At 61.2% G+C, this 13386-nt stretch carries 13 protein-coding genes; 9 read left to right on the top strand and 4 right to left on the bottom strand.

The features are described from left to right. On the top strand, positions 1-469 hold a 469-nt coding region (locus H928_RS33620), incomplete at its 5' end, for an ATP-binding cassette domain-containing protein (protein ID WP_043341068.1). Between the two features lie 83 nt (positions 470-552). On the opposite strand, the gene H928_RS28750 is transcribed toward H928_RS33620, so the two are convergent. The 3 genes from H928_RS28750 to H928_RS0118630 all read right to left on the bottom strand — a co-directional run bounded on the left by H928_RS28750 (position 553) and on the right by H928_RS0118630 (position 2964). Next, complete coding sequence (locus H928_RS28750) at positions 553-1155, bottom strand: lipocalin family protein (RefSeq protein WP_021027869.1); 603 nt, start codon at positions 1153-1155, stop codon at positions 553-555. A 520-nt stretch (positions 1156-1675) separates the two neighbouring features. Beyond that, a complete protein-coding gene (locus H928_RS0118635) occupies positions 1676-1996 on the bottom strand; it encodes a hypothetical protein (RefSeq protein WP_052330099.1) in 321 nt (106 codons plus the stop codon). Positions 1997-1998: 2 nt separating this feature from the next. Beyond that, positions 1999-2964 carry a DnaJ C-terminal domain-containing protein gene (locus H928_RS0118630; protein WP_021027867.1) on the bottom strand — a complete coding sequence of 322 codons (966 nt, stop codon included), beginning with the start codon at positions 2962-2964 and terminating at the stop codon, positions 1999-2001. Positions 2965-3151: 187 nt separating this feature from the next. Here H928_RS0118630 and H928_RS0118625 point away from each other — a divergent pair, with 187 nt between their 5' ends. The 8 genes from H928_RS0118625 to H928_RS0118590 all read left to right on the top strand — a co-directional run bounded on the left by H928_RS0118625 (position 3152) and on the right by H928_RS0118590 (position 12793). Then, complete coding sequence (locus H928_RS0118625; protein ID WP_021027866.1) at positions 3152-3526, top strand: thioredoxin family protein; 375 nt, start codon at positions 3152-3154, stop codon at positions 3524-3526. Positions 3527-3721: 195 nt separating this feature from the next. Continuing rightward, entirely contained in the window at positions 3722-4321 is a 600-nt protein-coding gene (gene rimP / locus H928_RS0118620; RefSeq protein ID WP_021027865.1) for a ribosome maturation factor RimP, read from the top strand. Positions 4322-4390: 69 nt separating this feature from the next. Continuing rightward, positions 4391-5875 (top strand): transcription termination factor NusA, encoded by a 1485-nt coding sequence (nusA, locus tag H928_RS0118615; RefSeq protein ID WP_021027864.1) that lies wholly within the window; start codon positions 4391-4393, stop codon positions 5873-5875. 23 nt (positions 5876-5898) lie between these two features. Continuing rightward, complete coding sequence (gene infB / locus H928_RS0118610; protein WP_021027863.1) at positions 5899-8760, top strand: translation initiation factor IF-2; 2862 nt, start codon at positions 5899-5901, stop codon at positions 8758-8760. A gap of 6 nt (positions 8761-8766) precedes the next feature. Beyond that, the gene (gene rbfA, locus H928_RS0118605) at positions 8767-9144 is read left to right on the top strand and encodes a 30S ribosome-binding factor RbfA (protein ID WP_021027862.1); all 378 of its coding nucleotides are present in this window, start codon (positions 8767-8769) and stop codon (positions 9142-9144) included. A gap of 4 nt (positions 9145-9148) precedes the next feature. Beyond that, positions 9149-10141, top strand: a complete 993-nt coding sequence (gene truB / locus H928_RS0118600) for a tRNA pseudouridine(55) synthase TruB (protein WP_021027861.1) — start codon at positions 9149-9151, stop codon at positions 10139-10141. Then, positions 10138-11967 (top strand): translational GTPase TypA, encoded by a 1830-nt coding sequence (gene typA, locus H928_RS0118595; RefSeq protein ID WP_021027860.1) that lies wholly within the window; start codon positions 10138-10140, stop codon positions 11965-11967. Before truB ends, typA begins: the two co-directional genes overlap by 4 nt. Before the next feature lie 352 nt (positions 11968-12319). Then, complete coding sequence (locus H928_RS0118590) at positions 12320-12793, top strand: hypothetical protein (protein ID WP_027011106.1); 474 nt, start codon at positions 12320-12322, stop codon at positions 12791-12793. A gap of 22 nt (positions 12794-12815) precedes the next feature. Here H928_RS0118590 and H928_RS33615 read toward each other — a convergent pair. Next, positions 12816-13386: LysR family substrate-binding domain-containing protein (locus H928_RS33615; RefSeq protein ID WP_043341055.1), on the bottom strand; the 571-nt coding region annotated here is incomplete at its 5' end.

Genomic DNA, 13386 nt, shown 5'->3' with positions numbered 1-13386 from the left:
AGAGCGGCGCATCTTCAACGACCTGACGGTGCTGGAGAACCTGGAAGTGGGCCGCCAGCCGCCCCGGCGCTGGGCCGATGGCAGCCTGGCCAGCCAGTGGACGGTGGATGAGTTGCTGGCCTTTTTTCCCAATCTGGCAGCCATGCCGCAGCGCGCTGGTGGGCAGATGAGTGGTGGCGAGCAGCAGATGCTCACCGTTGCCCGCACCCTCATGGGCAATCCCTATCTGGTGCTGCTCGATGAGCCCTCTGAAGGCGTGGCGCCTGTCATCGTCGAGCAGATGGCGCAGATGATTGTGCAGCTCAAGCAGCGCGGCGTGAGTATTTTGCTGTGCGAGCAAAACCTGCACTTTGCGCGCCTGGTGAGCGACCGGGCCTATGTGCTGGAGAAGGGTGCGATCGCGTTTGCCGGCAGCATGCAGGCGCTGATCGATGAAGAGCGGGCTGGCGCCAAGCGGATTGGCGTCTAAAGCGCCATCAGACAAAGCAAAGCCTGCACCGAGCGCGCGCAGGCTTGGATGCCTCTCCTGCGTATGAAGGGGCGTGCTGCCGCTTACCAGTGGCCCGTGGGGTTGATCCCGTCTTGCATCACCCAGTGGATGCGCGAGGTCTCGACCCCCATCAGTGCGGCCTGGTGCACCAGCATGTCGGTGGTCTTGCCATCGAGCACCGGCTGGCGCGAGAGCAGCTTGAACGAGTCGGTGGTGTCGCCCATCAGCATGGCCCAGCGGTAATCGGGGTCGATGGCGACGACATGGTAGCCCTCGTGGAAGGGACCCATGAACGAGGCCTTCATCGCGCCAAAGTTGGGCGCGCCGACAAAGCGGGCAATGCCATGGCCCTCGACCCAGCGGTGGGTGCCGGCATGGAAACCCCGGGTCGTGATGCCCAGGCTGCCGTCGCTCAGCAGCTCGTACTCGACGCGTGAGCGCGTCAGCGGCTTGCCCAGGCCGCGCTCAATGCGGGCGATCTCGTACCAGTCGCCTACAAAGCGTTCTGCGTCAAAGTCGGCGACGGGCTCAATCAGGTCGACCGGCACGACTTTGCGGGATTTGTTGCTGGTCCACCAGTAAACGGCCAAGGCGGCCACGCCAGCTGCCAGGGGGAGCCAGAGAGAGCGCTGTTGCGGTCGTTGTTGATGATCGAGCTCTTGCATAAGAAATTATTCCTTGTTTTGTTTTCTGAATCCTAACCAGATAGGCGTAATTTACAAGCTGCCAGCGCGGGCCAAATGTAAGCAAAGCGCCTGATTTGCGCAGTTGCTTTGCGGTTTGCATGCCTAATTTCGCACCAAGGCACGGGAATTAGCAGGTATTTTTATCTGCTCGCTTGGCATCTGTGGCCTAATGTCGGTTTTGTTTATCGCGAGGTCCCAGGATGGGCAACAAAATCGTTACGGAAGCTGACCGCAAGTTCACCCCTCAACCGGCCCTGCCTAACGGCAAGAGCCTGCCTACTGCTGGCCGCGGCCAACAGGTCAGCCGTGCCCGTGGCACTGCTACCCGTTCCAAGAAGAACCCAGGCAAGCGTACGCACAAGGGCGGTTAATACCGCCTACCGGTTTGCCCCGTCCGCATGCCGCGCTTGCCACGATCAGGCGCGGCATGCGGATGGTGCTTTTTCGGTAAGGATGAGCCCGCATCAGCGGGCTTTTTTGCGTCTGTCTGAAGGGATTGTCAGCGCTGCAAGCGGCGGCGCAGCTCCAGCACCTCTTCCATCAGGTCGACGGTCAGCGCGGCCAACTGGGGGTCGGCATCATAGGTGTGCTCCAGCAGCGCCACACGTCGCGCGCGCAAGATGCAGGTGGCCGCAAAGCGCCAGCTGGTGACCGCTTCGGGGTTGCGTGTGCCGGTGCTGGGGGTGAGCACGCCATCGACGACGCGGGCCTGCACCCAGTCCAGGTTGCGCTGGCAGGCCTGGGCCAGGCTGGCCGCATCGAGGCTGTCGTCGTCAATGATCTGCAAGCTGCTGGTGTGTACGGTCGTGTAGTGGGGCATGGTCACACTCCTTGGCGAGGCTGGTAGTGGGGAAAGGCCTGGGCAAAGGCCGCGTAGGCAGCGCGCTCTTGCTCGGTCGTGGCCGGTGGTATGTGCAGTTGCAGCTCCAGGTACAGATCACCTGGCGTGGCAGCGGGCAGGCCCTTGCCCTTGATGCGCAGCTTGCGCCCGGCCGACCAGCCTGCAGGAATCGTCACTTCCAAGGTGCCGGCCGGCGTCTTGACCTCCGCGCTACCACCCAAAGCCGCTTCCCAGGGGCTGACGGGCATCGGCATATAGACATCCTTGCCTTCGGCACGCCAGCGCTTATCGGGGCGAAAGTGCACTTCGAGCAAGAGATCGCCTGCGGGCCCACCTTGGTAGCCGGGTCCGCCCTGGCCAGCGAGGCGAATCATCTGGCCCTCGCGCACCCCGGCAGGGATCTTCACCTGCAGCTGGCGCTCCTGGCTGCGTACTTCGCCATCCTCGGTCACTTCCTGGCCGTGCAAGGTCAGCATGCGTTCGCTGCCCTGGTAGCTGTCGGTCAGGTCCAGCTCGATGCTGGCGTGCTGGTCCTCGCCCCGCATCGCCGCACGTGGCCCGCCGCTGCCAGGGCCACCGCGCTGGGCGCGTGCCGCGTCGCCAAACATCTGGCGAAAGAAATCACTGTAGTCGGCATCGCCCCCCATGCTCTGGCGGCGAAACTGGTAATCGCCGCTGTCAAAGCCCTCGGCGCTGCGGAAGGGGTTGCCCGCGCCTGCCCCAAAGCCGCGCGGCGCGTCGAGCATGGCGTCGTATTCGGCACGCTTTTGCGCATCCGACAGCACCGCATTGGCCTCGTTGACCTCGGCCATGCGCTGGGCGGCGTCTTTTTCCTTGCTCAGGTCCGGGTGGTATTTGCGGGCGAGCTTGCGAAATGCTTTTTTGATCTCGTCTGCGCCGGCCTTTTTGTCCACGCCCAGAACGTTGTAGTAGTTTTTCGAATCCATGCCTGCTCCCGAAGATATGGCAGTTTGCTGTTGTACAGGCAACTGCCCAATGGCTGATGACTTCCTAGAACTTAGTTGCTTTTGGGTCTGATTCAAGTCAGAGAAGCGCGTATTCTCAAAGGCAGCAGGGCCCTCGGATACCGCAATGGTGGTACAAATACGCCTTTGTGTGTGGGATGGGTTGTGTATGACCGAGGCTGCGACGGCGCCCTGGCTGGTGGTGTGTTTGTGCGCGCAGTGGTGCGGTACCTGTGGCCAGTACCAGCCTGCCTTTGATGCGCTGGCCAAGGAGTGGCCGGACATGGCCTTTGTCTGGCTCGATGTCGAGGACGAGGAAGAGGCGCTGGGCGAGCTCGATATCACGACCTTCCCCACGGTGCTGCTGGGGCGTGGCACCGAAGCCATGTTCCTGGGCCCTGTTCTGCCCCAGCCCGGCGTGCTGCAGCGCATGCTGGAGCGTTTTTCGCAAGGTGACGCGCAGGCCTTGCCTTCGGGTGATGAAGCCCATGCGCTGCTGCAGCGCACCGCGGCCATCGTGCAGGCGCGCAATACGCAGACTTAGTCGTTCGCACGCCTAAAAGCCACTTCGCATCATTGCATCGATACTGGTTTGCCCCTATAATTGATGTCTACACGACCAACTGGGCGGTGCCAACCGCCCATTTTTTTTGGTCGCATGTTTTTCAGCTCGATGCTGCGGAATGTGTAACATTCCGTGGTTCTCGGGTTTTTTGTATTTGCGGGATAAATAGCACACGTGAGCTTGCAAGAAACCACCCTACAAACGGTGAGCGGCCTGGGCTACGACTTGGTGGAGATCGAACGCTCTGCCAGCGGCCTTTTGCGCATCACCATCGACCTGCCTTGGAATGCGGATGAAGTCCGCCCGGAAGGCGTGCCAGAGCAGTTTGTGACGGTGGAGGATTGCGAGAAGGTCACCCGCCAGCTGCAGTTTGCACTGGAAGTCGATGGCGTGGAATACAAGCGCCTGGAAGTGTCCTCGCCCGGTATTGACCGTCCATTGCGCCATGAGCAGGATTTCATCCGCTTTGCCGGCGCGGTGGTGGACCTGACGCTGAAGGAATCCATCGGTGCAGCTGCCGAGGGCACGACCATCAGCGCCAATCGCAAGAAATTTCGGGGCACGCTCGAGCGTACCGAGGCAGGTGGCTGGCAGATCGTCTGGAGCGATGCGCCGCCTGTGAAGCCCGGTGCCCGCGTGAGCAAGAAGCGCCCACCGGCACCGCTGCAAAGCCTGGGTTTTACGCTCGATGAGTTGCGTGAAGCGCGTCTGGCACCCATCGTGAGCTTCAAGGGCAGGGCGGCAGCAGGTGCTGCCGACGAACCCCAGGCCTGAGTGGCCCCGCACATGGTGGCGCTGATGATGCCGCCTTCTGGTTAAAGATTGAAATAGGAGAGTCGTCGCATGAATCGCGAATTGTTGATGCTGGTGGATGCCATCGCGCGCGAAAAGAACGTAGAGCGCGATGTGGTGTTCGGAGCTGTGGAATCTGCCCTGGCCCAGGCTACGAAGAAGCTGTATCCCGGCGAAGTGGATGTGCGTGTGGCTATCGATCTCGATACCGGCGACTACGACACCTTCCGCCGCTGGCTGGTGGTGCCTGATGATGCGGGCCTGCAAAACCCTGACGCCGAAGAAATGCTGATGGATGCCGTTGACCGCAAGGCAGACGCGCAGGTGGGCGACTACATCGAAGAGCAGATCGAATCGGTGCCTATCGGCCGTATCGGTGCCATGGCGGCCAAGCAGGTGATCCTGCAAAAGATCCGTGACGCCGAGCGCGAGATGCTGCTCAACGACTTCATGGCACGCGGCGACAAGATCTTCAACGGCACCGTCAAGCGCATGGACAAAGGCGACATCATTGTCGAGTCCGGCCGCGTGGAAGGCCGCTTGAAGCGCGGTGAAATGATTCCGAAGGAAAATCTGCGCAATGGTGACCGCGTTCGCGCGATGATCATGGACGTGGACCTGACCCTGCGCGGCGCGCCGATCCTGCTCTCGCGCTCTGCGCCCGAGTTCATGGTCGAGCTGTTCCGCAACGAAGTGCCCGAAATCGAGCAAGGCCTGCTGGAGATCAAGAGCTGCGCCCGTGACCCAGGCAGCCGCGCCAAGATTGCCGTGCTCAGCCACGACAAGCGCATTGACCCGATCGGCACCTGCGTTGGCGTGCGCGGCAGCCGCGTGAACGTGGTGACCAATGAGCTCGCTGGCGAGCGCGTGGACATCGTGCTGTGGTCCGAGGACCCGGCCCAGTTCGTGATCGGTGCGCTGGCGCCGGCCAATGTGTCCTCGATCGTGGTGGACGAAGAAAAGCATGCCATGGATGTGGTGGTGGACGAGGAAAACCTCGCGATCGCCATTGGCCGTGGTGGTCAGAATGTGCGTCTTGCCTCCGATCTGACGGGGTGGAAGATCAACATCATGGACGCGGCCGAATCGGCCCAGAAGCAGGAAGAGGAAACCAGCACTTCCCGCAAGCTGTTCATGGAAAAGCTGGATGTGGATGAGGAAATCGCTGACATCCTGATCGAAGAAGGTTTCTCCAGCCTGGAAGAAGTGGCCTATGTGCCGCTGCAGGAAATGCTGGAAATCGAGAGCTTCGACGAAGAGACCGTCAATGAGCTTCGCACGCGCGCCAAGGATGCGCTGCTGACGATGGAAATCGTCCACGAAGAGAGTGTTGCCCGTGTTTCCCAAGCGTTGCGTGATCTGGAAGGGATGACGCCTGAGTTGGTAGCCCAGCTGGAAGCTGGTGGAATCCACACGCGTGACGACCTGGCCGATTTGGCCATTGATGAATTGACCGAGCTGACCGGACAGTCTGCCGATGACGCAAAAGCCTTGATCATGAAGGCCCGCGAACATTGGTTTGATGGACAGGAATAAGGTCAGGAGGCACGGAACAAGATATGTCGAGTAATACTGTCGCCGAGTTCGCTGTTGAACTCAAGAAATCACCGGATACATTGCTGGAGCAACTGCAAGCCGCAGGCGTGTCCAAGCACGATGCATCCGATGCACTGACTGAAACGGACAAACAAGCGCTGTTGTCCCATCTGCAGGCCGCCCACGGCGCTGCCGACCGCAAGAAGATCACATTGACCAAGAAATCTACCAGCGAGATCAAACAAGCCGACGCCACGGGCCGGGCGCGCACCATCCAGGTGGAAGTGCGCAAGAAGCGGACCTTCGTCAAGCGTGACGAGGTGGCAGACGCCGATTCCGACGAAGCCCTCAAGCACGCCGAAGCCAAGCAAAAGGAAGCCGAACACAAGGCTGACCTGGTCAAGCGCGAAGAGGAAGCCCGCCGCGAAGTGGACCTGATCGGCAAGCAGGAAGCCGATCTGGTGCAGCAACGTGCCGAGCGCGCCGAGCGTGAAGAGCGCGAGCGCAAGGAACGTGAGGCGGAAGAGCGCGCCGCTGCCTACGTGGCCAAGACGCAAGAGCGCAAGGCCCAGGAAGCTGCCGAGCAGGAAGAGGCTGCGCGCCGCCACGCCCAGGAGCTGGCTGCCCGCAACGAAGCCCAGGCTGAAGCCAAGAAAAAGGCCGAAGACGAATCCAAGGCCCGCGAGGCGGAGGAAACCGCGCGCGCTGTCGATCTGGACGAGCGCCGCCGCAAGGCCCTGGCCGAGGCAGAAGCCATTCGCGCCATGATGAATGCACCCAAGAAGGTGCTGGTGGCCAAGAAGCCTTCGGAAGAGAAGAAGGAAGTCAAGGCCGCTGATGCCAAGAAGGGCACCTTGCATAAGCCTGCCACGACCGGCACTGGCGCGGCCAAGCCTGCCGCTGGCGCAGCGCCTGGCAACAAGGAAGTCAAGTCGGCCAAGCTGTCTTCGAGCTGGAGCAACCAGAACGACAGCAACGGCAAGAAGAAAGAACTCAAGACCCGTGGTGATTCCTCGGGTGGTGTGGCCGGTCGCGGCAACAACTGGCGCTCGGGCCCCCGTGGCGGCCGTCGCGGCAATGACCGCAACGACCACCGTGGTGCGCAATCGGCTGCACCGGCGGAAGCACGCGTGCTCGACGTCTATGTGCCCGAGACCATCACCGTGTCCGAGCTGGCCCACAAGATGGCCATCAAGGCCTCCGAGGTGATCAAGTCGCTGATGAAGATGGGCCAGATGGTCACCATCAACCAGCCGCTGGACCAGGACACCGCGATGATCGTCGTGGAAGAAATGGGCCACAAGGCGCATATCGCCGCACTGGACGATCCGGAAGCGTTCACCGCCGAAGAAGAATCCCAGGCCGAATCCGAAGCGCTGCCACGCGCGCCGGTCGTGACCGTGATGGGCCACGTCGACCACGGCAAGACCTCGCTGCTGGACTACATCCGCCGCAGCAAGGTCGCTGCGGGCGAAGCCGGCGGCATTACGCAGCACATTGGTGCCTACCACGTGGAAACCCCACGCGGCATGATCACCTTCCTCGACACCCCTGGTCACGAGGCCTTCACGGCCATGCGTGCCCGTGGTGCACAGTCGACCGACATCGTGATTCTGGTGGCTGCTGCCGACGACGGCGTGATGCCCCAGACCAAGGAAGCGATCAAGCACGCCAAGGCCGCTGGTGTTCCTATCGTGGTGGCCATCACCAAGGCTGACAAGCCCGATGCCAACCCCGAGCGCGTCAAGCAGGAGCTGGTGGTCGAGCAAGTGGTGCCCGAAGAGTACGGTGGTGACTCGCCTTTCGTGGCCGTGTCGTCCAAGACCGGCCAAGGCATTGACGAGCTGCTCGAACAGGTGCTGCTGCAGGCCGAAGTGCTGGAACTCAAGGCACCGGTGGAAGCCAATGCCAAGGGTTTGGTGATCGAAGCCCAGCTGGACAAGGGCCGCGGCCCGGTGGCCACGGTGCTGATTCAGTCCGGTACCTTGAAGGTGGGCGATATCGTGCTGGCCGGTCAAACCTATGGCCGCGTGCGTGCCATGGTCGACGAAGACGGCAAGGTTGCCAAGGAAGCCGGTCCATCGCTGCCCGTTGAAATCCAGGGTCTGTCGGATGTGCCGCAGGCTGGTGACGACTTCATGGTGCTGCCCGATGAGCGCCGCGCCCGTGAAATCGCGACCTACCGTGCTGGCAAGTTCCGCAACACCAAGCTGGCCAAGCAACAAGCGGCCAAGCTGGAGAACATGTTCGCCGAAATGGGTGCGGGCAACGTGCAATCGCTGCCGATCATCATCAAGGCCGACACCCAGGGTTCGCAAGAAGCGCTGGCTGCCTCCTTGCTCAAGCTGTCGACCGACGAGGTCAAGGTGCAGATGGTCTACACCGGCGTGGGCGGTATCAGCGAGTCGGATGTGAATCTGGCGCTGGCCTCCAAGGCGATCGTGATCGGTTTCAACGTGCGTGCCGATGCGCAAGCGCGCAAGACCGCCGAGAGCAACGATGTCGATATCCGCTACTACAACATCATTTACGACGCTGTCGATGAGTTGAAGGCGGCCATGTCCGGCATGCTCGCTCCCGAGCAACGCGAAGAGATCATCGGTATGGCCGAGATCCGCACCGTGTTCGTGGCCTCCAAGATCGGCACTGTGGCTGGTTCGTACATCACCCAGGGTCACGTTACCCGCAATGCACACTTCCGTCTGCTGCGCGACAACGTGGTCATCTACACCGGTGAGATCGACTCGCTGCGCCGCCTCAAGGACGACGTCAAGGAAGTCAAGGAAGGCTTCGAGTGCGGTATCAAGCTCAAGAACTACAACGACATCAAAGAAGGTGATATGTTGGAAGTCTTTGAGATCAAGGAAATCGCTCGTACGCTGTAATTTCCGATGGCAACTCGCAAGAAAACTGCTGCGCCCAATCGCAGCTTCAAAGTCTCCGACCAGATCCAGCGGGATCTGTCGGAGCTGATCGCCCGTGAGTTGAAGGACCCACGTGTGGGCATGGTGACGCTGCAAGCCGTTGAGGTGACGCCGGACTATGCCCACGCCAAGGTCTATTTCAGCTTGCTGATCGGTGACCCCGACCAGACCCAGGACGCACTGAACCAGGCAGCTGGCTTCTTGCGCAATGGCCTGTTTAAGCGCCTGCATATCCACACCGTGCCGACCTTGCACTTCATCTACGACCGCACCACCGAGCGTGCCGCCGACATGAATGCCTTGATCGCCAAGGCCGTGGCATCGCGCGGACCCGAGGAAGGCTGATCGCATGCATGCCTCTCGCACACGGGTGCAGCGGCGCCCTGTGCACGGGGTGTTTCTGCTCGATAAACCCATTGGCCTGTCCAGCAACGACGCTTTGCAAAAAGTGAAGTGGCTGCTGCGCGCCGAAAAAGCGGGCCATACCGGCACGCTCGACCCATTGGCCACGGGTGTGCTGCCTCTGTGTTTTGGCGCGGCCACCAAGTTCAGCCAATTGCAGCTCGATGCCCCCAAGACCTATGAGGCCCTGGTACACCTGGGTGCCACTACCACCACCGGCGACGCCGAGGGTGAGGTGCTGCAGACCTGGGCGGTGGATGCGCCCGCGCTGACGCCCGAGAAACTGGCCGCCGTGGCGGCCCGCTTCACCGGCCCCATAAGCCAGGTGCCGCCGATGTACAGCGCGCTCAAGCGCGATGGCAAGGCCCTCTACGAATACGCCCGCGCCGGCATCACGCTCGAGCGTGAGCCGCGCGCTGTCACCATCTTGCATCTGACGCTGTCGCGTGTGCAAGAAGAGCAGGCCTTTGTCGCGCTCAAGATGACGGTGCGCTGCAGCAAGGGCACCTATGTGCGTACGCTGGCCGAGGATATTGGCCAGGCGCTGGGCTATGGCGCGCATTTGCGCAGCCTGCGCCGCATAGAAACCGGTGGGATCGACCTGTCCCGCTGTATCAGCCTGCAAACCCTGGAAGCGACGCCCGATGCGGAGCGCCTGCACACCGTGTTGCCTGTCGACACGTTGCTGGCAGCGCACACCCGTGTCACGCTCGATGGTGATAATGCAGGCAGATTTTTGTCCGGCTTGCGCCGGCGGGGTGAATGGGCCGATGCCGATGCAGTGGCCGTTTACGGAGAAGAGCCTCCTGCGCTTTTGGGTGTGGCACACATCCGGGCGCGCGAGCTCATTCCCGACCGCCTCTTAAGCCCCGTCGAGATTCAACAAATTTTGGAAGGAACGCCGCGCCCACAAGCCAGCGGCATTTTGGAAACATCATGAGCAAACAAATCCGCAATATTGCGATCATCGCCCACGTTGACCATGGCAAGACGACCATGGTGGACCAGCTGCTGCGCCAGTCTGGTACCTTCGCCGAACACGAAAAAGTCGTGGACACCGTGATGGACAACCACGCCATCGAGCGTGAGCGCGGCATTACCATCCTGGCCAAGAACTGCGCCGTGTCCTGGAACGACACCCACATCAACATCCTCGACACCCCCGGTCACGCGGACTTCGGTGGTGAAGTGGAGCGCGCGCTGTCCATGGTGGACGGTGTGGTGCTGCTGATCGACGCGCAAGAAGGCCCCATGCCCCAAACGCGTTTTGTGACCAAGAAGGCACTGGCCCTGGGTCTGAAGCCCATCGTCGTGGTGAACAAGGTCGACAAGCCCGGTGCCAACCCCGACAAGGTCGTGAACGCTGCGTTTGACCTGTTCGACAAGCTCGGCGCGACCGATGAACAGCTGGACTTCCCTGTGGTGTACGCCTCGGGCATCAACGGCTGGTCGTCGAAGGAAGAAGGCGAGCCAGGCGCGCAATGGGGCCCCGACATGTCGGCCCTGTTCGAAACCATTCTGGAACACGTGCCTGCGGTGCAGGGCGACGCGACTGCACCGCTGCAGATGCAAGTCTCCGCACTGGACTACTCCACGTTCGTGGGCCGTATCGGCGTGGGCCGTATCACCCAGGGCACGCTCAAGCCCGGCCAGCAAGTGGCCGTGATGGCCGGCCTGGACGGCAAGAGCTACACCGGCAAGATCAACCAGGTCCACACCTTCCAAGGTATTGACCGCGTGCAAGCGACCGAAGCCGGTCCTTCCGAGATCGTGCTGATCAGCGGTATCGAAAACATCGGTATCGGTGAGACCGTGACCGACCCGGCCAATCCACAGCCTCTGCCGATGCTGAAGATTGACGAGCCTACGCTGACCATGAACTTCTGCGTGAACACCTCGCCTCTGGCAGGTCGTGAAGGCAAGTACGTGACCAGCCGCCAGATCTGGGACCGCCTGCAAAAGGAGTTGCGCTCCAACGTGGCCCTGCGCGTCAAGGAAACCGACGAAGACGGTATCTTTGAAGTGGCTGGCCGTGGCGAACTGCACCTGACCATTCTGCTCGAAGAAATGCGCCGCGAAGGCTACGAGCTGGCCGTGTCCAAGCCACGCGTCGTGATGCAAATGATCGACGGCGTGCGCAACGAGCCTATCGAGCTGGTGACGGCTGACATCGAAGAAGGCCACCAAGGCGGCGTGATGCAGGCGCTGGGCGAGCGCAAAGGCGAGTTGGTGAACATGGAACCCGATGGCCGCGGTCGCGTCCGTCTGGAATACCGCATTCCGGCCCGTGGCCTGATCGGCTTCACCAACGAATTCCTGAACCTGACCCGTGGTTCCGGCCTGATCGCCAACATCTTCGACAGCTACGAGCCGCACAAGGGCGAAATCGGCGGCCGCAAGAACGGTGTGCTGATCTCGATGGACGACGGTGAAATCTTCACCTACGCGCTGGGCAAGCTCGACGACCGTGGCCGCATGTTCGTCAAGCCCAACGACCCTGTGTACGAAGGCATGATCGTTGGTATCCACAGCCGTGACAACGACCTGGTGGTGAACGCCACGCGTACCAAGCAGCTGACCAACTTCCGCGTGAGCGGCAAGGAAGACGCGATCAAGATCACGCCTCCTATCGAGCTGTCGCTGGAATACGGCGTGGAGTTCATCGAAGAAGACGAGCTGCTGGAAATCACCCCCACCAGCCTGCGCGTGCGCAAGCGCCACCTGAAGGAACACGACCGCAAGCGCGCATCGCGCGAAAACGCATAATCTGCGTTGCGACGTGATCCAACACCAGCAAAGGCCGCAACTGCGGCCTTTTTTGCGTCTTAGACTTGCTGAAAGTAGGCGGGCGAACTGTGGCGAACACGAGACTCGCGGCATGGCGCTGCCAACATCAAATGATAGAATCGAGCTATTAATTTAATAATATGAATTAATAAATATTAACAATTTGCGAGGCCGATTTTCGGCCTTCGTCTTTTGTTTTTGAGCAATCGATGCGGGCCGATTTGCGCCATTTGTGCGATCTATACCGCACGTGCTTGATGACCGCATCGATATCCATCGGCAGCCAAAGTCTGCCGCTCATCCTTGTTATTTCTTCATGGAGTAGTTCGCTTTGAAGTTCCATTATTTGGCAGTGTTAGCTGCAGTGTCGCTGTCCGGCTGTGTCAGCAACCCATCGACTTCGTCAACCGATGCCAAGCCCCAGGAGCTGGTGCAGGCCATCCAGATCTTTGAACAGGTCTGCATCAAGCAGGCCCCGTCCTTTGCGGGCTCGATCCAGGCAGCAGCCGAGTTCGGCGTCAAGGACGTCATGGATGGGGGATTTGCCACATTTGCGTCTAAACCCGACAAGAGCCTGACTGTGCAGGTCAAAGAGGGACGAGAGTGCGCTGTAACCACGCCTTCGCAGCGCGACAGAACGCTGCGCAAACAGCTGCTGTCCGTTATTCAGAAATATTCCACCACCACGGTGGCGACGCGCATCCCAACGCAGGGAACCATTGAAGGCACAAGCTTCCTGTTCCACCACGACCGCAAGGGTGGCGAAGCCTTTGTCATGCTGGCCAAGGATGGCGTCAAGAAGTAAAGGGCTTCAGCTCGTATGTTCATCACTGTCCCAAGCTCAGCAGCAGCTCCTTCAAACGCTGCGCCGTGGCCACCGGCTGGCGCTGGTTCAAGGCCAGCGCAATGCCGATCTGGGGCAGGTGCTGGGTGTCGGTCAGCTCGCGGAAGATGACGCCGGGTGTCGCGGCCTTGGCGACCACGGCCGGCACCAGGGCCACGCCCAGGCCGGCGCCCACCAGGCTCACCAAGGTCTGGGCCTGCACGGCATGCTGCTTGATCTGCGGCATAAAGCCGGCGTTCTGGCAAGCCAGCACCACGAGGGCATGCAGGCCCGGCACCTCGCTGGGGCGGTAGTTCACAAAGGGCTGGTCGGCCAGGTCGATCAGCTGCAGGCTGTCCTTGATTTGCAGCGGGTTGCCAGCGGGCAGGGCGGCAATCAGGCGGTCGGGCTCGACGGGGGTGATGGACAGCTCGGTGGCCTGCGTGACGGGGTAGCGCAGCAGGCCGGCATCAAAATCACCGCTGGCGACCTGGGCGCAGATCTCGCGCGTCGTGGATTCGGTCAGCACCAGGTCAATCGCAGGGTGGGCGGCACGAAAGGCCTGCACCAGCTGC

Source organism: Comamonas sp. B-9 (genome assembly GCF_000410635.1).
GTDB lineage: Bacteria > Pseudomonadota > Gammaproteobacteria > Burkholderiales > Burkholderiaceae_C > Comamonas.
Note: the sequence above shows the minus strand (reverse complement) of the source record. Positions and strands in the feature narration are given on the sequence as shown.

Excerpts from the sequence above, each read along its gene's own strand:
- H928_RS28750 (WP_021027869.1), bottom strand. The coding sequence starts at position 1,155 with ATGCAAGAGCTCGATCATCAACAACGACCGCAACAGCGCTCTCTCTGG.
- H928_RS0118635 (WP_052330099.1), bottom strand. The coding sequence starts at position 1,996 with ATGCCCCACTACACGACCGTACACACCAGCAGCTTGCAGATCATTGAC.
- H928_RS0118630 (WP_021027867.1), bottom strand. The coding sequence starts at position 2,964 with ATGGATTCGAAAAACTACTACAACGTTCTGGGCGTGGACAAAAAGGCC.
- H928_RS0118625 (WP_021027866.1), top strand. The coding sequence starts at position 3,152 with ATGACCGAGGCTGCGACGGCGCCCTGGCTGGTGGTGTGTTTGTGCGCG.
- nusA (WP_021027864.1), top strand. The coding sequence starts at position 4,391 with ATGAATCGCGAATTGTTGATGCTGGTGGATGCCATCGCGCGCGAAAAG.
- infB (WP_021027863.1), top strand. The coding sequence starts at position 5,899 with ATGTCGAGTAATACTGTCGCCGAGTTCGCTGTTGAACTCAAGAAATCA.
- rbfA (WP_021027862.1), top strand. The coding sequence starts at position 8,767 with ATGGCAACTCGCAAGAAAACTGCTGCGCCCAATCGCAGCTTCAAAGTC.
- truB (WP_021027861.1), top strand. The coding sequence starts at position 9,149 with ATGCATGCCTCTCGCACACGGGTGCAGCGGCGCCCTGTGCACGGGGTG.
- typA (WP_021027860.1), top strand. The coding sequence starts at position 10,138 with ATGAGCAAACAAATCCGCAATATTGCGATCATCGCCCACGTTGACCAT.